The sequence below is a fragment of the Martinezella rhizogenes genome (assembly GCF_027460065.1).
Classification (GTDB): domain Bacteria; phylum Pseudomonadota; class Alphaproteobacteria; order Rhizobiales; family Rhizobiaceae; genus Agrobacterium; species Agrobacterium rhizogenes_C.
In genome coordinates this window covers 411,710-432,210 of record NZ_JAPYZZ010000007.1, presented here as the reverse complement: position 1 = coordinate 432,210, position 20,501 = coordinate 411,710, and the positions used below count along the sequence as shown (strand labels likewise).

Annotated in this window: 20 protein-coding genes; 10 read left to right on the top strand and 10 right to left on the bottom strand. The window is 60.3% G+C overall.

The window, feature by feature from the left end:
* Positions 1–82: 82 nt before the first annotated feature.
* The 6 genes from lepB to recO all read left to right on the top strand — a co-directional run bounded on the left by lepB (position 83) and on the right by recO (position 4,834).
* Positions 83–829, top strand: coding sequence for a signal peptidase I (gene lepB, locus O8B93_RS14445; protein ID WP_269710632.1), 747 nt, complete (start codon positions 83–85; stop codon positions 827–829).
* Complete coding sequence (gene rnc, locus O8B93_RS14440; protein ID WP_269710631.1) at positions 826–1,545, top strand: ribonuclease III; 720 nt, start codon at positions 826–828, stop codon at positions 1,543–1,545. The genes lepB and rnc overlap by 4 nt, the downstream gene beginning before the upstream one ends.
* Before the next feature lie 73 nt (positions 1,546–1,618).
* On the top strand, positions 1,619–2,569 hold the full coding sequence (gene era, locus O8B93_RS14435; protein ID WP_035218044.1) for a GTPase Era: 951 nt from the start codon (positions 1,619–1,621) through the stop codon (positions 2,567–2,569).
* A 178-nt stretch (positions 2,570–2,747) separates the two neighbouring features.
* Complete coding sequence (locus tag O8B93_RS14430; protein WP_269710630.1) at positions 2,748–3,500, top strand: Crp/Fnr family transcriptional regulator; 753 nt, start codon at positions 2,748–2,750, stop codon at positions 3,498–3,500.
* A 135-nt stretch (positions 3,501–3,635) separates the two neighbouring features.
* Entirely contained in the window at positions 3,636–4,013 is a 378-nt protein-coding gene (locus O8B93_RS14425; protein WP_269710629.1) for a response regulator, read from the top strand.
* Positions 4,014–4,069: 56 nt separating this feature from the next.
* A complete protein-coding gene (gene recO, locus O8B93_RS14420; protein WP_269710628.1) occupies positions 4,070–4,834 on the top strand; it encodes a DNA repair protein RecO in 765 nt (254 codons plus the stop codon).
* A 54-nt stretch (positions 4,835–4,888) separates the two neighbouring features.
* Here the strand turns inward: recO and O8B93_RS14415 are convergent, their stop codons facing one another.
* The gene (locus tag O8B93_RS14415; RefSeq protein ID WP_269710627.1) at positions 4,889–6,103 is read right to left on the bottom strand and encodes an MFS transporter; all 1,215 of its coding nucleotides are present in this window, start codon (positions 6,101–6,103) and stop codon (positions 4,889–4,891) included.
* A gap of 164 nt (positions 6,104–6,267) precedes the next feature.
* Between O8B93_RS14415 and O8B93_RS14410 the strand changes: the two genes are divergently transcribed.
* The gene (locus tag O8B93_RS14410) at positions 6,268–7,002 is read left to right on the top strand and encodes a class I SAM-dependent methyltransferase (RefSeq protein ID WP_269710626.1); all 735 of its coding nucleotides are present in this window, start codon (positions 6,268–6,270) and stop codon (positions 7,000–7,002) included.
* Positions 7,003–7,172: 170 nt separating this feature from the next.
* Here the strand turns inward: O8B93_RS14410 and O8B93_RS14405 are convergent, their stop codons facing one another.
* From O8B93_RS14405 to O8B93_RS14390, 4 genes are all read right to left on the bottom strand, one after another.
* Complete coding sequence (locus O8B93_RS14405) at positions 7,173–8,015, bottom strand: MOSC domain-containing protein (protein WP_269710625.1); 843 nt, start codon at positions 8,013–8,015, stop codon at positions 7,173–7,175.
* Positions 8,016–8,026: 11 nt separating this feature from the next.
* On the bottom strand, positions 8,027–8,671 hold the full coding sequence (locus O8B93_RS14400; protein ID WP_269710624.1) for an HD domain-containing protein: 645 nt from the start codon (positions 8,669–8,671) through the stop codon (positions 8,027–8,029).
* A complete protein-coding gene (locus O8B93_RS14395) occupies positions 8,668–11,448 on the bottom strand; it encodes a DUF2339 domain-containing protein (RefSeq protein ID WP_269710623.1) in 2,781 nt (926 codons plus the stop codon). The genes O8B93_RS14400 and O8B93_RS14395 overlap by 4 nt, the downstream gene beginning before the upstream one ends.
* Positions 11,449–11,698: 250 nt before the next feature.
* Positions 11,699–13,258, bottom strand: a complete 1,560-nt coding sequence (locus tag O8B93_RS14390) for a VOC family protein (protein WP_269710622.1) — start codon at positions 13,256–13,258, stop codon at positions 11,699–11,701.
* Between the two features lie 291 nt (positions 13,259–13,549).
* Here O8B93_RS14390 and O8B93_RS14385 point away from each other — a divergent pair, with 291 nt between their 5' ends.
* From O8B93_RS14385 to O8B93_RS14375, 3 genes are all read left to right on the top strand, one after another.
* Positions 13,550–14,593 carry an ABC transporter substrate-binding protein gene (locus tag O8B93_RS14385; RefSeq protein WP_269710621.1) on the top strand — a complete coding sequence of 348 codons (1,044 nt, stop codon included), beginning with the start codon at positions 13,550–13,552 and terminating at the stop codon, positions 14,591–14,593.
* A 243-nt stretch (positions 14,594–14,836) separates the two neighbouring features.
* Entirely contained in the window at positions 14,837–15,625 is a 789-nt protein-coding gene (locus tag O8B93_RS14380) for an ABC transporter ATP-binding protein (RefSeq protein ID WP_269710620.1), read from the top strand.
* Positions 15,622–16,440, top strand: coding sequence for an ABC transporter permease (locus tag O8B93_RS14375; protein ID WP_269710619.1), 819 nt, complete (start codon positions 15,622–15,624; stop codon positions 16,438–16,440). The genes O8B93_RS14380 and O8B93_RS14375 overlap by 4 nt, the downstream gene beginning before the upstream one ends.
* 195 nt (positions 16,441–16,635) lie before the next feature.
* Here the strand turns inward: O8B93_RS14375 and O8B93_RS14370 are convergent, their stop codons facing one another.
* The 5 genes from O8B93_RS14370 to ygfZ form a co-directional block, all read right to left on the bottom strand.
* The gene (locus O8B93_RS14370; RefSeq protein WP_269710618.1) at positions 16,636–17,316 is read right to left on the bottom strand and encodes a ZinT family metal-binding protein; all 681 of its coding nucleotides are present in this window, start codon (positions 17,314–17,316) and stop codon (positions 16,636–16,638) included.
* A gap of 180 nt (positions 17,317–17,496) precedes the next feature.
* Positions 17,497–18,318: a mechanosensitive ion channel family protein gene (locus O8B93_RS14365; protein WP_269710617.1), complete on the bottom strand. Its 822-nt coding sequence runs from the start codon at positions 18,316–18,318 to the stop codon at positions 17,497–17,499.
* Between the two features lie 77 nt (positions 18,319–18,395).
* Positions 18,396–18,914, bottom strand: a complete 519-nt coding sequence (locus tag O8B93_RS14360) for a tyrosine phosphatase family protein (protein WP_269710616.1) — start codon at positions 18,912–18,914, stop codon at positions 18,396–18,398.
* Complete coding sequence (locus tag O8B93_RS14355; protein WP_269710615.1) at positions 18,911–19,534, bottom strand: HD family hydrolase; 624 nt, start codon at positions 19,532–19,534, stop codon at positions 18,911–18,913. The genes O8B93_RS14360 and O8B93_RS14355 overlap by 4 nt, the downstream gene beginning before the upstream one ends.
* A gap of 2 nt (positions 19,535–19,536) precedes the next feature.
* A complete protein-coding gene (gene ygfZ, locus O8B93_RS14350) occupies positions 19,537–20,385 on the bottom strand; it encodes a CAF17-like 4Fe-4S cluster assembly/insertion protein YgfZ (RefSeq protein WP_269710614.1) in 849 nt (282 codons plus the stop codon).
* Positions 20,386–20,501: the final 116 nt, after the last annotated feature.

Here is a 20,501-nt window from a genome sequence, read left to right as displayed (position 1 = left end):
TCACCCGCCGCAGGCGCGACAAGCAACGGCCCGGGAGCTTCTGAGATCGAAGGAGCCGGGGAACAATCAGGCAGGTCTATAAGTGTCCGAAAAAGCTGAGAAGAAGCAGAACGCCCTCTGGGAGAACGTCAAGGTCATCATTCAGGCGCTGCTGCTGGCCATGGTCATCCGCACCGTGCTGTTTCAGCCCTTCACGATCCCGTCAGGCTCGATGATGCCGACGCTTCTGGTTGGCGACTATCTGTTCGTCAACAAGTTCTCCTACGGCTATTCGAAATATTCGCTGCCCTTTTCGCCGAACCTCTTTTCCGGCCGTATCCTCGAATTCAGCAAGCCGAAGCGCGGCGATGTCGTGGTCTTCCGCCTGCCGCCCAATCCTGAAGTGGATTACATCAAGCGCCTGGTCGGCTTACCCGGTGACCGTGTGCAGGTGACGAACGGCGTGCTGTTCATCAACGGCCAGCCGGTTCCGAAGCAGCCAGACGGCACCTTCACCTCGGATTACCGCGCCGATCCGGGCACCAATGTGCCGGTCTTCCGCGAAACACTCGATAATGGCGTCACCTACGACACGCTCGACCAGTCGCCAGACTCGCGCGGCGACAACACCCGCGAATTCGTGGTGCCGGAAGGCCATTATTTCATGATGGGCGACAACAGAGACAATTCGCTCGACAGCCGTTTTGACGTCGGTTTCGTGCCGGAAGAAAACCTGATTGGCCGCGCCAGCATCATCTTCTTCTCGCTGGGCAACGACACGCCGTTCAGCCGCATTTGGGAATGGCCGGCCAACATGCGTTGGGACCGCCTGTTCAAGGTTGTGGGATGAGCAAGACCAAGCCGCTGTCGATTGCGGAGATTTCCCGTCTCGAAGCGTTGATCGGATATGAATTCAAGGAAAAGGCCCGGCTAGACCGGGCCTTGACCCATGCCAGCGCCCGTTCTGCCGCAGCCGGCAATTACGAGCGGCTGGAATTTCTGGGCGACCGCGTTCTCGGTCTCTGTGTTGCCGAACTGCTGTTTTCCACTTTCCGCAACGCCAGCGAAGGCGAGCTTTCCGTTCGCCTGAACCAGCTTGTCAGCGCTGAATCCTGCGCCGCGATCGGCGACGAGATGGGCCTGCATAATTTCATTCGCACCGGATCGGACGTGAAGAAGCTGACCGGCAAGGCGATGCTGAACGTGCGCGCTGATGTTGTCGAAAGCCTGATCGCCACCATCTATCTGGATGGCGGGCTGGAAGCGTCGCGCAAATTCATTCTGAAATACTGGCAGGGCCGCGCGACCAGCGTGGATGCCGGCCGGCGTGATGCCAAGACCGAGTTGCAGGAATGGGCGCATGCCCGATTTGCGGCGACACCCGCTTACCGGGTTGACGATCGCTCCGGACCGGATCACGATCCCAGCTTCACCGTGACGGTGGAAATTCCCGGCGTGAAGCCGGAAACCGGCGTCGAGCGCTCCAAGCGCGCGGCCGAACAGGTGGCGGCCACCAGATTGCTGGAGCGCGAAGGCGTCTGGCAGAAAAGCCCCACCAAAAACTGAGCACCCACCTTAGGGTGCCAGAATCGAGCGCATGGCGGACCCGCGGGCCGCATGTTGAATACCTCTGACCTTGATGGATAACATGACCGATCACGAAAACCCCGCCATTGAAGGCGAAGACAACAACCTTCCGACCCGTTCCGGTTTTGTGGCCCTTATCGGCCCGACCAATGCCGGCAAGTCGACGCTGGTGAACAGGCTGGTTGGCGCTAAGGTTTCGATCGTCAGCCACAAGGTGCAGACGACGCGGGCCGTGATGCGCGGCATCGCCATTCACAAAAATGCGCAGATCGTTTTCATGGACACGCCCGGCATCTTCAAACCGCGCCGCCGGCTCGACCGCGCCATGGTTACTTCGGCCTGGGGCGGCGCGAAGGATGCGGATCTCATTCTGCTTTTGATCGACAGCGAGCGCGGCCTGAAGGGTGATGCCGAGGCCATTCTCGAAGGGCTGAAGGATGTTCCGCAGAAGAAGATCCTCTGCCTCAACAAGATCGACCAGGTGAAGCGGGAAGACCTTCTGAAGCTCGCCGCCGCCGCCAATGAGACGGTCGCGTTTGACCGCACCTTCATGATTTCCGCCACCAACGGTTCGGGCTGCGAAGACCTGATGGATTACCTGGTGGAGGCGCTGCCGGAAGGCCCGTGGTATTATCCGGAAGACCAGATTTCCGATCTGCCGATGCGCCAGCTCGCGGCCGAAATCACCCGCGAAAAACTGTTCCTGCGCCTGCATCAGGAATTGCCCTACGCCTCGCATGTCGAGACGGAAAAGTGGGAGGAACGCAAGGACGGCTCCGTGCGCATCGAGCAGGTGATCTATGTCGAGCGCGACAGCCAGAAGAAGATCGCGCTGGGCAAGAACGGCGATGCGATCAAGGCGATCTCCACCGCCTCGCGCAAGGAACTGTCTGAGATCCTCGAGCAGCCGGTGCATCTTTTCCTGTTCGTCAAGGTGCGCGAGAACTGGGGCGACGACCCCGAGCGTTTCCGTGAAATGGGTCTCGAATTCCCGCGGGGCTAACTGGTATCCGTTTCGTTCCTCATTCCTGTGACAAGCACAGGAATGAGGACGGAGCGGGCATAGGGGATCTCTGCACAAATAACGAACTGAATATCTTCAGCTATCATCTGGAACCGAATACGTTCGGGCGGGTTGTTCCAAAACAATTGGGCGCAACCTTTTTTGATGATGGATATTCATGTCGCCAAAAAAACCGAACGGAATCTCCACCACCCCGTGCCAGCAATGTCCCCTGCGCGATCTGCCGCACTTCCGGGACTTTTCCTCCCCCGAACTCGATTTCGTCTCCCGTTTCAAGACGGGAGAGCTCGCGGTGGAAAGCGGCTCCGTCATCCTGATGGAAGGCTCGCACAGCGCCCATCTCTATACCGTCCTGCATGGCTGGGCTTTTCGTTACAAGACGCTGGAGGACGGCCGGCGGCAGATCCTCAACTATGTCATGCCGGGTGATCTCGTTGGTCTGCAGGGCACGGTGATGGGGGAAATGCAGCATTCGGTGGAGGCGCTGTCGCCGGTGACGCTCTGCGTCTTCGAGCGGTCGCGCCTCAACAATCTCTTCACCGATCATCCGAGCCTTGCCTATGACCTGACCTGGATCGCGGCAAGTGAGGAACGCATGCTCGACAGCCATCTCCTCAGCATCGGGAGGCGTACCGCACTGGAGCGCGCGGCCTATCTCATCGCATTCCTCTACAGCAAGGCGAAGGCGGTTGATCTCATGCGCGGCGAAACGCCTATTCCTGTCACCCAGCAGCATGTGGCGGATACGCTCGGCCTTTCCATCGTGCACACCAACAAGACCTTGAGAAAGCTGGTCGATCGCGGCCTGATCCGCTGGACGGACAAGGGCTGTCTGGTGCTTGATAATGCCGGGCTGGCCCATGTGGCCGGCTGGGAAAGCGACGAGAAGCGTCAAAGGCCCTTCATCTGATCTTCTTCCGACATGTCTTTTTTAAATGACGCTGGAGCCGTAATTTGCGACTCCTGTAGTGATATCTCGCTTGAGATCACGCCGCAGATCGTGGCATCGAGCCTTTCGGCTGTTTATTTAGGAAGAAGAAAACATATGGTGCCACAACGGGTTATCATCGTTGAGGATGAATATCTGGTGGCGCTTGATGTCGAAGCGGTTCTCCAGTCCATGGGGGTGGAAACGGTCGTGATCGCCACGACGCTTGGGCAGGCAAGGCAAGCCGTCGAACAGGACGGCGCCGATTGCGTTCTTCTCGATGTCAGCCTGACGGATGGCAAGAGTTATGATTTCGCGCGCGGATTGCGCGAGGTAGGCATTCCTTTCGGTTTCGTCAGCGGTTACGGCGATACGACGGGGTTTCCCGATGATCTCTCGCAGTCGCCTCTGCTCGGCAAGCCCTTCGGGGAGAATGAAATCATGGATTTTGTTCTCAAACTCGTCGGCATGCCAAGCGACGCTGTAAAAGAATAACGTTTCGGCGCCAGATCGGTTATGATCGGGCTTGAATCGAAATTCGGACAGGTTTCATGCAGTGGCAGGATGAGGCGATCATTCTCGGCTTTAAACGCCATGGCGAGACAAGTGTCATCGCCGAGGTGATGACCCCTTCGCGCGGCCGCCATCTGGGCATGGTGCGCTCCGGCCGGTCTCGCACTATGCAGCCGGTGCTGCAGGCGGGAAACCGGGTGGATGTCATCTGGCGAGCGCGGCTGCATGATCATCTCGGGGAATTCCGTATCGAACCGCTGCAATTGCGCGCAGCACAGTTGATGGAGACGGCGACGGCCGTTTACGGTGTGCAGGCCATGGGCGCTTTGCTCAGGCTTCTGCCGGAGCGCGATCCGCATCCGCATCTTTACCAGGCGCTGGATGTCATTCTCGACAATCTCCATGAGCCGGTCGATGCCGGTGAATTGTTCGTGCGCTTCGAACTGGCGGTGCTGAATGATCTCGGTTTCGGCCTTGATCTTACAGAATGTGCGGCGACGGGGCTGCGCAGCGATCTCATCTATGTCTCACCGAAGACGGGCAGGGCGGTCTGCCGCACGGCGGGCGCCCCCTATGCGGCAAGGATGCTTGCGCTTCCCGCCTTTCTCGGCGAAGGCCAGTCGAAGGCGGCCGATCCCGAAAGCCTCGCGGCGGCGTTTCGGCTGACCGGCCACTTCCTTCACCGGCATGTTTATGATCCGCGCGGCATGAATGAAAACGCCGCCCGCGACGGTTTCGTGCAGGCGGCGCTGAAGGCGCTGGAGCGTAAGGCTGCGCCGCCCACTCTCGATAAAGCGGTCTAGAGCATTTCCAGGAAAAGTGGACCCCGGTTTTCCGTCAGGAAATGCGCTCCAGTCTCATGCCATGGCAGGCCGTGGTGCCGGCCGCTCCTGAATGGGCCAGTGCACGATGGCCGCAAAAATCCCGAGGCCAACGCCGAGCCACCAGACGATATCGTAGGTGCCGAACCGGTCATAAAGGAAGCCCCCCAGCCACACGCCGAGGAACGAGCCGATCTGGTGGGTGAGGAAAACCACGCCGCCCAGCATGCCGAGATGGCGGGTGCCGAACATGATTGCCACCAGCGCATTGGTAGGCGGCACGGTGGAAAGCCACAGAATACCCATGACCGAGGCGAAAAGAATGACCGAAAGCGGCGATTGCGGCAGCAGCAGGAAGGCCGTGACCACGACCGAGCGGGCGATATAGATATAGGCCAGCAGATAGGGTTTCGAATAACGCTGGGCGATAACCCCGGCGGCGAGCGAGCCGATGATGTTGAAGAAGCCGATCAGCGCCATGGCGATGACGGCGTAACGCGGTTCGATGCCGATATCGCCGAGATAGGCCGGGAAATGTGCTGTTATGAAGGCCACCTGAAAACCGCACACGAAGAAACCGGTGGTCAGAAGCAGATAGCTCTTGTGGCCAAGCGCTTCCTTCAGCGCTTCGCCCGCCGTCTGCTGGAACTGTGCCTGCGACTGGCTGCCGGAGGAGGAATTGCCGCGCATCGGCCATGCCAGCAGCGGAACGAGCACCATCATGGCAGCCAGCCAGACGAGGCTGTCCGACCAGCCATAGGCGGAAATCAGCCCCTGGCTGATGGGCGCAAACAGGAACATGCCGGCCGAACCCGCCGCCGTGCCGATGCCGAAGGCAAGCGAGCGCTGCTGCGGCGTGACGTGGCGCGCGAAGGCGGAAAGAATGACGCTGAAGGAACCGGCGGCAATGCCAAGCCCGACAAGCACGCCGCCGCCAAAATGCAGCCAGAAAGGCGAGGTGCCGAAGGACATGCAGACGAGACCTGCGGCATAAAGAATGCCTGACAGAACGAGCACGCGGCCCGTGCCGTATTTATCAGCCATCGCGCCGAAGAAAGGCTGGCCAAGGCCCCAGAACAGGTTCTGCAAAGCCATGGCAAGACCGAAGGTGGAACGATCCCAGCCGGTATCGGCAAGCATCGGCAACTGGAAGAAACCCATGGCCGAACGGGGTCCGAAGGTCATGACCGCAATCAGCGACCCGGCTGCGATAATCAGCCAGGGCATGGTCTGGCGTGTGGCTTGCGACATGAACATTCCCCCATCGCAGCGCGCGCCCAAAAAGAAGGGCCATGGCTTGCCGCGGATTCCTCTATGATCGGATGAATATTATCTTTTGTCAGCCCGTCCCACTAGCGACTTTTCTTGACGGCCATTATTCATGCCATTGATGGAATACGGTCGGAGCGACGACGATGAAACAGAATATCTACGACGACGCAGGCTTTTTCGAGCGTTATAGCGCCATGCCGCGTTCCATCGAGGGTTTGCGCCAGGCCGGCGAATGGCATGAGCTGCGCGCCATGCTGCCGGACCTGAAAGACAGGTCTTTTCTCGATCTCGGCTGCGGTTTCGGCTGGCATTGCCGTTATGCGGCGGAACAGGGGGCGGCGCACATTGTCGGCGTCGATCTCTCGGAAAACATGCTGCGCCGCGCTGCCGAAATCAATGGCGGCCCGGGCATCGACTATCGCCGGGCAGCGATTGAAGACATTGATTTTCCGCAGGAGAGTTTCGATGTGGTGCTGAGTTCTCTCGCCCTGCATTACGTCCGCGATCTCGACGCGGCATTCGCGAAGATTTTCGCGGTGCTGAAAGCCGGCGGTGATTTCGTCTTTTCCATCGAGCATCCGGTGTTCACCGCGCTGGAAAAACAGGACTGGTTTTATGGCGAGGATGGTGAAATCCTGCACTGGCCGCTCGACAACTATCAGAACGAAGGCGTGCGCCATTCCAACTGGATGGCGGATGATGTGGTCAAATATCACCGCACCGTATCAGGCATTCTCAACGGCTTGCTGTCCGCCGGTTTTGCCCTGACGCAGCTGGCGGAGCCGCGCCCCGATCCGGCTTTGATGGCCGAGCGCCCGGAACTGAAGCACGAGGACCGCCGTCCGATCTTTCTGATCGTCGGGGCGAAGAAGCCGTAATCACGCTCCTTCCTCTCCTCATCCCTGTGCTCGTCACAGGGATCCAGCCAGCCCAAGTCCTTGGGCTGAAAAGATTCTTCTCGCCGCGCAGACGCGCGTCGGCAGGATTCCTGTGACAAGCACAGGAATGAGGGCGGGAGGGTGTGCCCGTACAGAGCCAAGCCGCCGACTTACCGCCGCTTGATTGCCCAGCCCTCCGGCCGTTCCTCGACCACCTTAGCCACATCGCCAACGGACAGACTGCCCTGACCGCGCGGCGTCACGTTCCAGCCGAAGAGCGGGCCGGGCACGCGCCGATCACTCGACATCCGGATGCGGCCCATGGCTTTCATGGGTGAGGGCACATCGCGGGAGCCGGTCATCTGGTCCTGCGTGGTCATGATGCAGCGGGCGCAGGGTTTGACGAGATCAAAACGAATGCCGCCGATCTCGATGGCCGCCCAGCGATCCTCCGCCCATGGCTCGTCCGTCTCCAGCACGATATTCGGCCGGAACCGTTCCATGCCGACAGTGTCCTCGCCATTTCCGCTCATATTGTCGTTGAGTGCGGCAAGCGAGGCGGTGGTGGTGACCAGGATCTGGTAGCCGTCGGCAAAGGTGACGGGGGTTTCATTGCCTGTCCATTCAAGGCTTGCGATACGCTTTGCGGCATCGTCGAAGAATACCAGCTTCACCTCGCGCCCAAGCCAGGCCGAGAGTGTGTCGTTGGTGTCGTCAGCGGCGATATTGGCGCTGACGACTGATTTCCACACCGCCACATCCATGCGCTGCCCGGAGGGGCGTGCGAAAATCTCGCCATTCTTCTCGCGCGAAAGCACCATGCCGCCATCGTCGTGTCGTGCCAGCACGGTGGCGATGGCAGGCAACTCGCGCTGGGTGATGAAATGGCCGGAAGGGTCGGTCAGCATGGCGCGGCGGTCACCCGGCAGGCCTTCCGCCGAAACGGCGCTTTCCTTAAGCGCAATGCCGCGCGCGCTTTTGAGCGGATAGATGTTGAGTTCGGTCACGCGCATCTTGGATATCCTCAAATCTCGTCGAGAAACAGGTCTAGCACCTGTTTCAGCCGCTCATGGCGGGCTTTGGCCATCTGCCGCCCCGTTTCGGTGCGGAAGCCATCGGCCAGCTTGAACAGTTTGGTTTCGAAATGGTCGATGGCATAGGCGCGGTCATCAAGCGGTCGCTCCTTCGCCAGCGGATCGGCCGGGTCGTAAAGCGCTGAGCCCATGCGCCCGGCAATATAAAAGCAGCGCGCGGCACCAATCATCCCGATGGCATCCAGCCGGTCGGCATCCTGAAGGATTTTTGCCTCCAGTGTCTGCGGCTCGATATTGGCGGAAAAGCTATGGGTGGTGATGGCATGGGCCGCGGCGTCGATATCCTGCTTCTGCCAGCCGAGTCCGGCCAGAATGCCTGATGCTTTTTCCGCCGCCAGCCGCGAGGCCTGCACCCGCAAGGGCGAATTCTTTTCCACGGCCACGCAATCATGCAACAGCACGCTTGCCGCCAGCACATTGCCATCCCCGCCTTCGCCCGCATGGATGCGCATGGCGTTGCGGAAGACACGGTGAATATGGGCAAGATCATGCGAGCCGTCGCCTGTATCGGCGGCATGCGGTATCAGGTCCTGCGCGAGCGCCGCATAGGGCGCGAAAGCCTCGGCCGCGATCATGCCTTCGGCTTCCGGGTGAGGATTTTCTGGTAGAACAGGCCGATGCCGATCAGCACCGCGCCGAGCCCTATGAAGGACAGGGCTCTCAGCACACCTTCAAGATTGCTCATGTCGATCAGGAAGGCCTTGGCAACCGAGATCAGCACGAAGGCAGCCGATGCCAGACGCAGGCTACGGGCATTAAAGCGCGAGCCGAGCACGAGCAGCAACACGCCGATCAGCAGCCAGACCACGGAATAGCTGTAGGTCTCGCCTTGCATGAAACCCTTCCAGTCGGCAATGTTTTCGCCCTGCCAGAAACGGCGCACCGAAAGCGTGGCCCAGGCGAAGCCGAGTGCTGCACCCGCCACCGCCAGCATGCTGACATAGAGCGGGGGACGTTTTCCCCGCGCATAATAGGCAAGGCCGCCATAGGCGAGCGCCGGCAACAGGTAACCGATCAGCAGCAGGTTGAGCACCGGGATGCGGCCGGTATTTTCGCCGGTGAAGTAGGGGTTGAGCGTGAAGAAATGCATCGTCAGCACATTGATGACGGCGATCACGCCGGCAATCATCGAACCGTAACGGAAGACGGGGCTCGGGCTCTTCAGATCGAGCGTCATCAAGACACCTGAGAAACCGATGGTCAGCAGCGTATAGATCGACTGTTCGCCAAGTGTCGGTACGCTGTTGTCAAGCGTGCCGCCATTCATCGCGTGGCGGATGAGGATGGCGACGGCGAGAAGCCCCATCACGCTGGCAATCGCCTGCAGGAAGTTCTTGGCCCGGACACCCGGCCAGTCGCGCAGCAGCCAGGCCGAGGCGACGGCCAGCAGGGCGGGAATGCCATAGCCCGGCAGAAGCGCGTTGAAAACAGGCGTGGTGCCGAGGTTCTGCGGCCCGACGAGGGTGGGTTCCCAGGCGATACGGCCGAGAACGGCAACGCTTGCCACCGCCATCACCCAGGGCAGCACCTCCCAGTTGCGCTTGCGGCTTGCCAGCACATAGACAAAACCGATGACGGAAAGCAGCACGGTTGTCACCAGCCCTTCCGTCAGCGTGTGCAGGCTGAGCGCGAAGGCGGCAAAGGAACCGAGCACGAGAATGTTGAGCGGTTTGCGATAGGCCTCATTGTTCTGCCGGTGCAGCCATTCGGCACCTGCAATCAGCACGAAGCCAAGCCCGAGACCGTAGGCGGCATGCAGCCAGTCTCGGCCGAGATTGCCGAAAAGGACGAAGCTGGTGGTTCCTATCCAGACCGGGAAAAGGGCAATCAGGAACGCCCACAGCTTGGCGAAGCTCTGGTCTGCTGGCCCTTTTCGCTTGATGAAAGAAAATCCGCACAGCACCAGAATGGCGCCGAATGAGAGGCTCGCCGCGACGTTTGAGCCTGTGCCGCTACTGACCGATGGCAAAGTCACCGCGGCGGCTCCACCGAGTAACGGATCGAAAGCGAAGAACCGTTGTCCTAGGAATGCGACGCCGGTCTGTGCCGTCAGCGCCGCGAAAATTGCCGGCCAGACGGCGAAATGACGGCTCGCACCGAGTGCAGCGAGTGCGGCAAGGAGTACAAGCATCGCAAATGCAGGATGGATACTTATCCCGCCATCGGCAAGTAAGATGGCGACCGTTGGGAGCGCAACGGCAAGAGACACGGTGAGACTAATCGCCAGGGACGGCCTTGAAAATAGGTGTATCAGCCGCATCGCGGTCGTTTCGGCCTTTGCCTCTTCCGGCGCGTATATATCGCGGTTGGCTTTATCAAATGCCGCTCCCGGCCAAAGCCAGATTGTTCCGGCAATCATGATCAGCAGGGAAATAACGACAGGTTCGACACTGACGGTCTCGGAAAAACCGATATAGCCGAGCGCCCATAGACCAAGTCCCACATTGGCAAGCGATGGAACCACCGTCCAGCCCTGTCGGCGCGCGGCCGCGGCGGTCGCCAGCCACGAGATCGTCAGGAACACGAAAAGCGCCCAGATATTTGGCGTTTCGCTGGAAATCAGCGCCGGAGTCAGCATCGAACCGAGAAGGCCGAGACCGGCCAGCGCCTGTCCGTGCAGAAGCGATAGTCCGATGGTGGCAAAGGCGACAACACCGAGCAGGACAAATGCCGTGCCGGAGCCGATATAGTCGTAAATGCCATAGGCGGCATAGACCACGCCGAACAGCGTCAATGCGCCCGCTGCCGTCAGCACGCCCGGTATCATGGCGTTGGAATAGGTGGTGGCGATGCCCGGCAACGCCTTGCGGCGGATCGCCTCGCCGGCAAGCCCGAGGAAAAGACCGAAAATGGCGGCGAGCGCGAGCCTGACCGCCGGGCTCAGGAGACCCGATTCGATAGAGTATTTCACGAGGAAAATGCCGCCAAGTGCCAGCGCCAGCCCGCCGGCCCAGACGGCCCAGCGGGCGCCCAGCAGGCTTTCGAAGCTTTCCTTCGCTGCCGGTGCTTCGGCAGTCTCTACAGCAGGCGCAGGCTGGGCCTCTTCGCGCGCGAGTTCTTCCGGTACTGCCGTGGCTGCGGCTTCGTCGGTCTCGGATGCGTATGCAGCTTGGGAAGCTGTTGCTTCCGGTGCGGCTTCGCTTTCTGTTTCCGCTGCGAAATCCGATTTTTCCGCTGTTTCCGCGGTCTCTGCCTGCGTCATCGCCGGAGCGACCACCCCCGCAGCCATCAGCCGCTTGAGGCTGTGAACCTCCCGTTCCAGAGACTTGATTCGGCTTGAATTGCGGATGCTCGCGACCAGCGTGTAGATGAAGGCCGCGACGAGGGCGAGGATAAACAGCGGGATGTCCAAACGGGCTCTCCAATTATGAAGCTGTTTTTAAAGCCCTTTTGGTGAATTTATGCAAGGCCCGGTTGATTGGGGCACAAGCGAGCCGCTTGTTTCTTCTCCCCGCCGGGGAGAAGATGTCCCGAAGGGACAGATGAGGGGGTAAGCTCTCGGTCCATCGCTGACCTCGCCCCCTCATCCCGCTGCCGCGACCTTCTCCCCGGCGGGGAGAAGAACGCAAGGCGCAGCCGCTCGGTCCTATGCGCCGCTCGAATCAGGAAGCATCCACCAGCCAGCGCCGCGCCACGTCGATATCGGTGAGCCCGAGTTCGTGCCCGTCCTCAAGCGTTTCCACCTCAACCGTTGCGCCGCTTGCCGCAAGCCTTCCTTGCAGCTCGCTCGCGCCGTCGCGGTATTTGTCGCGTTCTCCCGCAACAAGCAGAAAATTGCGGCCGGAAAGATCGCTCTCCGGCCATGTTTCAAGAACCGGCATCGGGCGGTAGAGCAGGGCGTCGCCGGCAAGCTCCGGATAAAGTGCTGCAAAGGCCGCATAGAAGTTCGCGCCATTGGAATGGCCGATGAACCGCAGTTTCGAGCGATCGAGACCATAGGCGCGGATTGCCCCTTCCACAAAGGCGGCAAAGGCCTCCGCTTCCGAGGCGATATCATTCTGGTCGAAGCTGAAATCGGGGAAGCGCCGAAACCAGCGGGCGATATCTTCTTCCGTGCTGCGGCCGCGCACGCCGAGGAGGGTGGCGCGGGGTGCCGCCCTGTGCGCCAGCGGCATCAGGCTCGTTTCGCTGCCGCCGGAACCGTGCAGCAGGATGATGGTGCTGCCGTCAGGCTCCGCAGGTGTATAGAAACGGTGCACGAAGGGCAGGTCGCGATAGACGATCCGCTCTTCCCCCGGCATTGCAAATTGCGGCAGGGCAACACGCACATCCGCTTCATCCTTCATGAAGAGCGGCGGAATGAACAGCTCTTCGCCAAGCGTCGCCAGCGGTTCGTCCACCGTCATGCCGGGCGCATCCGTTGCCATCTCAATCAGCACGCCGCCCGGCTCCCGGACGTAGAGCGAGTGGAAATATTTCCGGTCATGGGCATTGGTGGTGCTGGAATTCAGTGATTTCAACCCGGTTAGAACCGTGGTCAGCTCATCCATGTCCTTCGCACGGAAAGCGATGTGGTCCACCGTGCCGGTGCCGGGCGCGCTGGACCAGAAGCCGGTCGCATCACGCACGTCAATAATGTCGCCGCTGTCGGAAACGAGCCGGCGGATCGCGCCCGCCTGGCTTTCCTGCCGGTAACCGAAGTGTTTTTCCAGAAACGCCACGGTTTCTTCCGGCACCTCGCTCAGCATGGTTGCACCATAGATTCGGCGAATGGCATCTTCCGTGGAGATATCGACCGTCACATGCGGCGTCGCATCAGCAAAGGCGTGGGTGCCGACCAGCTTGACGATCAGGCCATCAGGGTCTTTCAGCCGGATGACGGGCGCACCGAATTCGTCCGATGGTCCCTCGGCGCGCAGGCCGAATTTTAGCGCCCGTGTCAGCCAGAATCCAATCGCCGCGGGATCGATCGCCACGGAAATTTCCAGCGTCTGCCCGTATCCGACGCGACCCTGACCGCCATCTTCCCAGACCAGAAAGGTCAGTAACGAGCCGGGAGAGCCGATATCGTCGCCGTAAAGCAGATGCAACTGCATGGCGTCCTCGAAGCCGGCCGTGCGCTTGACCAGCCGCAGCCCCAGGAAACCGGCGTAAAAATCCACATTCGCCTGCACCTTCCGGGTGATCATGGTGATGTGGTGTATTCCAAGTGCAGAATTCATGTCGCCGTCCCGCCGTTTCGCCTGCTGTTCGTGGCCCTATTTGTCTCACGCTGCCCCTGATCCGCAACCCCGGCAAATGAGAACGATGTGTTCTCTGTGTGAACGATATTTCCACACCTTCGTTGCACGCGGGATGGGCAGAATTGCCAGCTGTTTGCCTGTGTATCGATCATTTATGCATATAAAATAAGCATACAAAATAACGGCTATTTTGTATGCAATTTTATCTTGCCTTGAGGGTTGGAATTGGGTCTTATGCAACCAATCCAGCAAAACCATCAGGGGGAATAGATGATTTTAACGCGCAGGTTGTTGTCCAGAACGCTGGCCCTTGCCGCCATCGGTGCGGCCGCTGGCTTTTCGCTGCCGGTGACGGGTGCTTATGCTGAAACGCCGGTGAAATTCACGCTCGATTGGAAATTCGAGGGACCAGCCGCCGGTTTCCTGCTGGCGCTCGACAAGGGCTACTTCAAGGCGGAAGGTCTCGACGTCACCATCGACAGCGGCAACGGCTCGGTCGAGGCCATCCCGCGTGTTGCGACCGGCGCGTATCAGATGGGTTTTGGCGATATCAACTCGGTGATGAAGTTCCTCGACGAGGATCCTAGCCAGAAAATCAAGGCCGTTTATTTGGTCTATGAGCGCCCGACATTTGCCGTGGTTGGCCGCAAGTCGCTTGGTGTCACCGGCGATCCGAAATCGCTGGAAGGCAAGAAGCTCGGCGCGCCGCCGCCGGATGGCGCCTTCGCGCAATGGCCTGCCTTCAAGCAGGTGGCGGGCCTCGATGACAGCAAGATCAAGATCGAATCGATCGGTTTTCCGGTGCGTGAACCGATGCTTGCCAAGGGTGACGTCGATGCCGTTTTCGGTTTTGCCTTTTCGGTCATCCTCAATCTCAAGAAACAGGGCATTGCCGATGACGATATCTCGACCATCCTAATGGCCGAGCATGGCTTGAATCTCTATGGCAATGCGGTGCTGGTAAATACTGATTTCGCTGAGAAAAATCCTGAAGCCGTCAAAGGTTTCCTGAAGGCACTGGCCAAGGGCTTCGTAGATTCCGTCAAGAACCCGGAAGAGGGGGTGGCGGCGGTGTTGAAGCGCAACGAGACGCTCGATAGCGCCATCGAGCTTGAACGCCTCAACATGGCCAACAGCATGAATATCAAGACGCCCTATGTGGTGGAAAACGGCATGGGCGGCGTCGATCCGGCCCGGCTTGGGGCCTCCATCGAGACGCTGAAGGTTTCGCTTGGCCTCAAGGGTAACGTCAAGGCGGAGCAGGTCTTCGATGCGACCTACCTGCCGGCCAAGGAAGAGCGCATGCTTCCCTGAGATGGACGAGTGGGTGCCGCGAGTTTCTTCTCCCCGCCGGGGAGAAGTCCGCGTCAGCGGGATGAGGGGGCAAGCTCTCCGTATATCTCTGCGCTTGCCCCCTCATCCGACCCTTCGGGCCACCTTCTCCCCGGCGGGGAGAAGAAACAAGCGGCAATGCCGGGTGTAGCTGGCAGCCTTGGAATTGCGGCGGGAGTAACGAAGGCCATAGGCGCCCGTTCCAGCCTAAAAATGGGGATCTCGATGTCACATCTCGTGGAAATAGACGGCGTGGACATGCGCTATGGCGGTTCCGCCGGCACGCTCGCCGTATCCGGCCTGAACTTGACGGTCGATAAGGGTGAATTCGCCGCCGTGGTCGGTCCGTCCGGCTGCGGCAAGTCCACGCTGATGAAACTGGTGACGGGCCTGCATATTCCGCAAAAGGGCAATGTCGTCGTTGCCGGGCGGCAGGTTACGGAGCCGGTCTCCATCGTCGGCATGGCATTTCAGAACCCGACGATGCTGCCTTGGCGCACCACGCTCGAGAACATCCTGCTGCCGCTCGAAATCGTCGAGAAACATCGTCGTCGCCTGCGCGCCCATAAGGCGAGCTATGTCGCAAAGGCCGAGCGCCTGCTGGAAATCGTCGGCCTGAAGGGCTTTGGCTCCAAATACCCTTGGCAGCTTTCCGGCGGTATGCAGCAGCGCGCCAATCTCTGCCGTGCGCTGATCCACGAACCGGAATTGCTGATGCTGGACGAGCCTTTCGGCGCACTCGATGCCTTCACCCGTGAGGAGTTGTGGTGCGTCATCCGCGATCTGCACGCCGCGCAACGCGTCACCATCATTCTCGTGACCCATGATCTGCGCGAAGCGACCTTTCTGGCCGACAAGATTTTCGTGATGAGCGCAAGGCCCGGCCGGGTGCTGGCGGAACATCGTGTTCCCTTCGCCCGTCCGCGCCAGCTCGATATCATGTATGACAAGGGTTTCAACGACATGGTGCAGGAACTGCATGGCGAAATCGCGCAGGCGAGGGTGACGGCATGAGCGCGATCATGGAAAGCAGCGCGGCGGTCGAACCGCGCAAGCCGCTGATTGACCGGGTCAACTGGGTGAAGGCCGCGCCATGGCTCTATACGCTGGCGCTTTTCGCACTGTGGGAACTGCTCGTCTATGCGTTGAAAATGCCGCCCACAATTCTGCCGTCGCCGATCAGGGTCGGGCAGGCCATCGTGCAATATTGGTCGCCGATCTGGAAGAATTCGCTGCAGACGCTTTATACCACGACGCTGGGCTTCGCCATTGCCGTCGCCGCCGGTCTCGCCATCGGCCTGTTCATCGGCTGGTCGAAAACCATCTATGCGGGCCTTTATCCGCTGATGATCGGTTTTAACGCCATTCCGAAGGTGGCGCTGGTGCCCATCCTCGTCATCTGGTTCGGCATCGGAACGGTACCCGCCGTTCTGACCGCCTTCCTGATTTCCTTCTTTCCCATCGTCGTGAATGTCGCCACCGGCCTTGCCACCATCGAGCCGGAGACCGAAGACGTGCTGCGCGCACTCGGTGCAAAGAAGATGGACATCATGCTGAAGGTCGGCATTCCGCGGTCCATGCCCTATTTCTTCGGTTCGCTGAAAATCGCCATCACGCTCGCCTTCGTCGGCTCGGTCGTCTCGGAAACCGTCGCCTCCAATTACGGCCTCGGTAACATGATGAGTTCGGCGCAGAGCCAGTTCAACGTGCCGCTGGTCTTTGCAGGCCTGCTGATGCTCGCCGTGGAAGGTATCGCCATGTATGCGGTCATGGCCTGGCTGGAAAAGCGCATGACCGGCTGGGCGCATCGCTCCACCATGGGGCAGTGAGCGGTTGCCGCTGGTTTCTTCTCCCCGCCGGGGAGAAGGTGGCCCGAAGGGTCGGATGAGGGGGCAACGTCAGCGATAGACCGCACCCGTGCCCCCTCATCCCGCTGCCGCGACCTTCTCCCCGGCGGGGAGAAGGCGAAAGACGTGCTCGCTCGGAATTCCTCACGCTGCGGAAAGCCGTGAACCTACGACGGCTTAATGCGCCGCCATTTCCTTCACGATGTCGGCGCCGTCCATCAGGAAAGGATAATAGGTCGGCCAATTGGTGACTTCATCCAGCAGCGCCTTGCGATCATTGCCCCAATAAAGATGGTAATGGCCGGCCTTGACCGGAGCGATGGAGTGGTCGCTGAACTGGATGAATTGCGGTGCGGCCTCGTCGCCGGCGGTCTTCTTGAAGATATAGCGTACGCCGCGGTTGCCCTTCTTGTAGGTCAGGATTTCATGGCCGTCGCTGACATAGGTGCCTTCAGCCGGCTTGCCGTCCTTGTAGAATGCCACGCTGTCGGCCTTGATGACGATGCGGTTGACGTCTGTCTTGTAGCCAATCTCGTAATAGGCGCGGTATTCGGCCGCCGTCTTGTCGCCATGTGCGGCCTTGTCGGCCATGACGCTGTCGAGCGAGCCGTTCAGCAGATAGGGATAAACCGATTGCCAGTCGCCTTCCCAGTCGGAAAGCGCGCGCGGTTTCACCTGGGCATCCTCGAAATAACCCTTGTAAATCTGCTTTTCCGCCTCGCTCATCTGGTGGTCATGACCATGGTCATGGCTGTGGGCAGCGGATTTGTCGCCACCGGCAGCCGTTGCCGCGGCAGCCGCCACCAGCATGGAACCAAGTGCGAGCGCGCCGGTGAGGCGGGTCAGTGTCTTCTGCATTGTTTCGGCCCTCTTCAGTCTACGATCAAAAATAAGTAACGTAATAACATTACATATCGACCTATAGAAGCATCTTTGGCGGGATGCAAGGGTACGTGTTGATGTGCCGTCATGAAAAAGCGCGATGGCTGTTCAGCCACCGCGCTTCAAAAATCTGCGGGAAGGGTGAGCCGTCACGCCTCAGGCGGGCTGTGCGCTCACCTCGGCCTTGCGTTCGTCAAAGGCGAGTTTCATCGCTTTCGTCACATCGCGGGTCGTTGCGAAATAGCTGTCGCTGCGCACCCAATAACGCAACTTGACGGTGGCGCTGTCGGTGCTGACGGAATCGACGAAGGTTACGGGGGCAGGGTCCAGCAGCACCCGGCTTTCGGAGCGCACCACGCGTATCAGCATGTCCTGCGCGGCAGCCAGATCCTCGTCGTTCTTGACGGTCAGGCTCAGTTCGTGACGGCGCGACGGGAAGCGGCTGTAATTGGTGATCGGCACATTCCAGAGCGTGGAATTGGGCGCAAGCCGATAAAGCCCGTCACTCGTTTTGAGTTCGGTGGCAAACAGCCCGATTTCAATGATCGTACCGTTGACCGTGCTGGTCTCGATGTATTCGCCGACCCGGAAGGGGCGCAGCACAAGCAGCATGATGCCGGCCGCGATGTTCTGCAGCGTGCCTTGCAGCGCAAGACCGATGGCGAGGCCAGCAGCGCCGAGGGCGGCGAGAATGGAGGCCGTTTGCACACCGAACTGGCCAAGCACCATGACGATGACCAGAATGAGCACGACATAACGGATGCCACCCGCGAAGAAACCGGCGAGCGTCGCATCGAAACCGCGAATGCGCGACAGGCCCTGAAAGGCCCAGCGTTGCAGGAAGGTGGCGGCCAGCCAGCCGATGATCAGCAGCAGCAGCGCACCGATGACCGAAAAGGAATATTGCACCGCCAGCGCGCTCGCCTGCCGTACGGCCGTCTGCGATGCGACGATGATATCCGTTGCCTGTTGTTCCATGAATTATCCCGTGATTTTATTGCCGTTCAGGTTTGGTAACGAATGGATGCCGCAGCGGTTCCGCCCAAAATCGGGCCTCAGCCGGCAAGCGGCAGCACGAAAGGCACGTTGCCATCGGTATCCGCCCCCCGGCCGATGGCCTTGATCGCCTTGATAAGCCGGCCCTCGCGCCCCAGCAGCCGGTCGCCGATGGCGATAATGCGGGCATTGGGCGTGGCATAGGGTGAAACGGTGCGCAGGCGTTGCGCAAGCTCGTCATCATCCTGATCGGGATAAAGGCTGAGTGCGGCGATGACGGCGGCGGCCGGCGAGCGCGAAATCCCCATCCAGCAATGGATGAGCAGCGGCGCGGACTGGTCCCATTCGCGCGTAAAATCGATCAGCTTCAGCACATGCGCATCATCGGGTGCAATGAGATCGCCGGTGCCCTTGAAGGCGATATCGTTCATGGCAAGCGTCAGGTGCCGCTCGGCGGCGATGACGGCCGGGCGGTGAAAGCTTTGCTCCTTGGCGATTAGCGTCACCATTTCTCGAGCCTTGTGCTTAACGGCCATTTCGGCGATCCGCGACAGCGGCGATACCACGATGGCCGTCATGTCGCACTCCCGGTTCTGGTCACGCGCAGCGTCTCGATTGCCTCGAAGCGGGCGATGAACAGTCTTTGCGCCTCCGTCGAGGGAAGGGGGATGATATCGAACATATCGCGGGTGATGCCGCGCGGCAGGCCGAAGAATTTCTGGGCTTCGGCGGTGGAAAAACCGGCAAGCTCGGTCGCTTCGAAAAAGGCGGCCACCGTGTCGGCCTTCTTGATGCGGTCCTTCAAGTCGCGCGATGCATGCGGCGGCAGGCCGAAACGCAGATGCACGGCGGCTTCCAGCCGCTTTTCCACCGTCTTGTAACCGCCGCCGACCACGGATTTGAACGGCGAGATCATGTCGCCGATCACATATTCCGGTGCATCGTGCAGAAGCGCCATCTGCATCTCATCAGGCGTGGCACCGGTGCACATGCGGCAGAAAATGGTCTCGACGATGAGGCAATGCTGGGCGACGGAAAATGCGTGGTCGCCGCGCGTCTGGCCATTCCAGCGGGCAACGCGGGCAAGGCCATGGGCAATATCGGCGATTTCCACATCAAGCGGCGAAGGGTCGAGCAGATCGAGCCGCCGTCCCGACAGCATGCGCTGCCAGGCGCGCGGACTTTTTGCAGGCGCCACTCTCAGTCCTCCGCCCGCGCCGCCGGATCGGCCGCCGGGAAGGAGAGGCCAGTCCAGACCGGAAGGGCCACGCTCACCGCGACATTGTCAGCGAGCAGCGACGTGCCGGCGGCAAGCGCATCGGCAATGCGGTCGGTCCGCACGATGGCAAGCGCTTTGTTGCCGTGGACGGTTCCGAGTGCACCAACGGGTTTTCCATTGGCGATAATCTCCGTCCCGCTGACCGGGAGCGTGCCATCGGCCGAAACGGTCACGACGCGCCGTCTTGCCGTGCCGCGGTGTTTCATGCGGGAAACGACTTCCTGGCCAACGAAGCAGCCCTTCTTGAAGGAAACGCCGTCATTCACATCCATCAGCACATCATGGGGAAATGCATCCTGTAGCGCATAATCCCGGCCGGCTTCGGCAATGCCGTGTTCGACGCGCAGCGCCTCATAGGCTGCGGCGTCGCCGGAGGCGGATGTGTCGGGCACACGCCGGAGATCGACACTCGCCTTGGCGAAACGACCGTCCCGCACGCCTGCCTCCGGCACGCTGCCGCCCCAGAAAACGCTGACGCCTTCCACGGTCTCGGCCTTCAGATCGACGGGCGCGCGCAGTTTGTACATGGTCAGGCGGCGCAGCAGCGCGTCCTGCTCGGCTGCACCCGTTTCAACAAGAAAATCCCCGCCGTCACGCCAGATCAGGAAATCGAACAGGATCTTGCCCTGCGGCGTGAGAAGCGCCGATGCGCGGGCTTCGCCTTCCGGCAGATTTTCGATATCGGCCGTGATCAGATTATTCAGAAACTCTTCGGCGCCGGTGCCGGAAACCCGGATCAGGCGGCGGTCGGCAAGAAAGGCGGAAGACATGGCGTCACCGTTCGGTTCGTCGAGACTATTCAATATCCGGCAAAATGCAGATGCACTTTGCCGGAATGCTCATTCCGCACAGTTAGGATTTTTGTAGAAGAACGGCAAGCGCCGGG

What these genes read in the sequence shown, in the direction of transcription:
- rnc (WP_269710631.1), top strand. Translation starts at nt 826, where the DNA reads ATGAGCAAGACCAAGCCGCTGTCGATTGCGGAGATTTCCCGTCTCGAA.
- era (WP_035218044.1), top strand. Translation starts at nt 1,619, where the DNA reads ATGGATAACATGACCGATCACGAAAACCCCGCCATTGAAGGCGAAGAC.
- O8B93_RS14430 (WP_269710630.1), top strand. Translation starts at nt 2,748, where the DNA reads ATGTCGCCAAAAAAACCGAACGGAATCTCCACCACCCCGTGCCAGCAA.
- O8B93_RS14425 (WP_269710629.1), top strand. Translation starts at nt 3,636, where the DNA reads ATGGTGCCACAACGGGTTATCATCGTTGAGGATGAATATCTGGTGGCG.
- recO (WP_269710628.1), top strand. Translation starts at nt 4,070, where the DNA reads ATGCAGTGGCAGGATGAGGCGATCATTCTCGGCTTTAAACGCCATGGC.
- O8B93_RS14415 (WP_269710627.1), bottom strand. Translation starts at nt 6,103, where the DNA reads ATGTCGCAAGCCACACGCCAGACCATGCCCTGGCTGATTATCGCAGCC.
- O8B93_RS14410 (WP_269710626.1), top strand. Translation starts at nt 6,268, where the DNA reads ATGAAACAGAATATCTACGACGACGCAGGCTTTTTCGAGCGTTATAGC.
- O8B93_RS14405 (WP_269710625.1), bottom strand. Translation starts at nt 8,015, where the DNA reads ATGCGCGTGACCGAACTCAACATCTATCCGCTCAAAAGCGCGCGCGGC.
- O8B93_RS14400 (WP_269710624.1), bottom strand. Translation starts at nt 8,671, where the DNA reads ATGATCGCGGCCGAGGCTTTCGCGCCCTATGCGGCGCTCGCGCAGGAC.
- O8B93_RS14390 (WP_269710622.1), bottom strand. Translation starts at nt 13,258, where the DNA reads ATGAATTCTGCACTTGGAATACACCACATCACCATGATCACCCGGAAG.
- O8B93_RS14385 (WP_269710621.1), top strand. Translation starts at nt 13,550, where the DNA reads ATGATTTTAACGCGCAGGTTGTTGTCCAGAACGCTGGCCCTTGCCGCC.
- O8B93_RS14380 (WP_269710620.1), top strand. Translation starts at nt 14,837, where the DNA reads ATGTCACATCTCGTGGAAATAGACGGCGTGGACATGCGCTATGGCGGT.
- O8B93_RS14375 (WP_269710619.1), top strand. Translation starts at nt 15,622, where the DNA reads ATGAGCGCGATCATGGAAAGCAGCGCGGCGGTCGAACCGCGCAAGCCG.
- O8B93_RS14370 (WP_269710618.1), bottom strand. Translation starts at nt 17,316, where the DNA reads ATGCAGAAGACACTGACCCGCCTCACCGGCGCGCTCGCACTTGGTTCC.
- O8B93_RS14365 (WP_269710617.1), bottom strand. Translation starts at nt 18,318, where the DNA reads ATGGAACAACAGGCAACGGATATCATCGTCGCATCGCAGACGGCCGTA.
- O8B93_RS14360 (WP_269710616.1), bottom strand. Translation starts at nt 18,914, where the DNA reads ATGACGGCCATCGTGGTATCGCCGCTGTCGCGGATCGCCGAAATGGCC.
- ygfZ (WP_269710614.1), bottom strand. Translation starts at nt 20,385, where the DNA reads ATGTCTTCCGCCTTTCTTGCCGACCGCCGCCTGATCCGGGTTTCCGGC.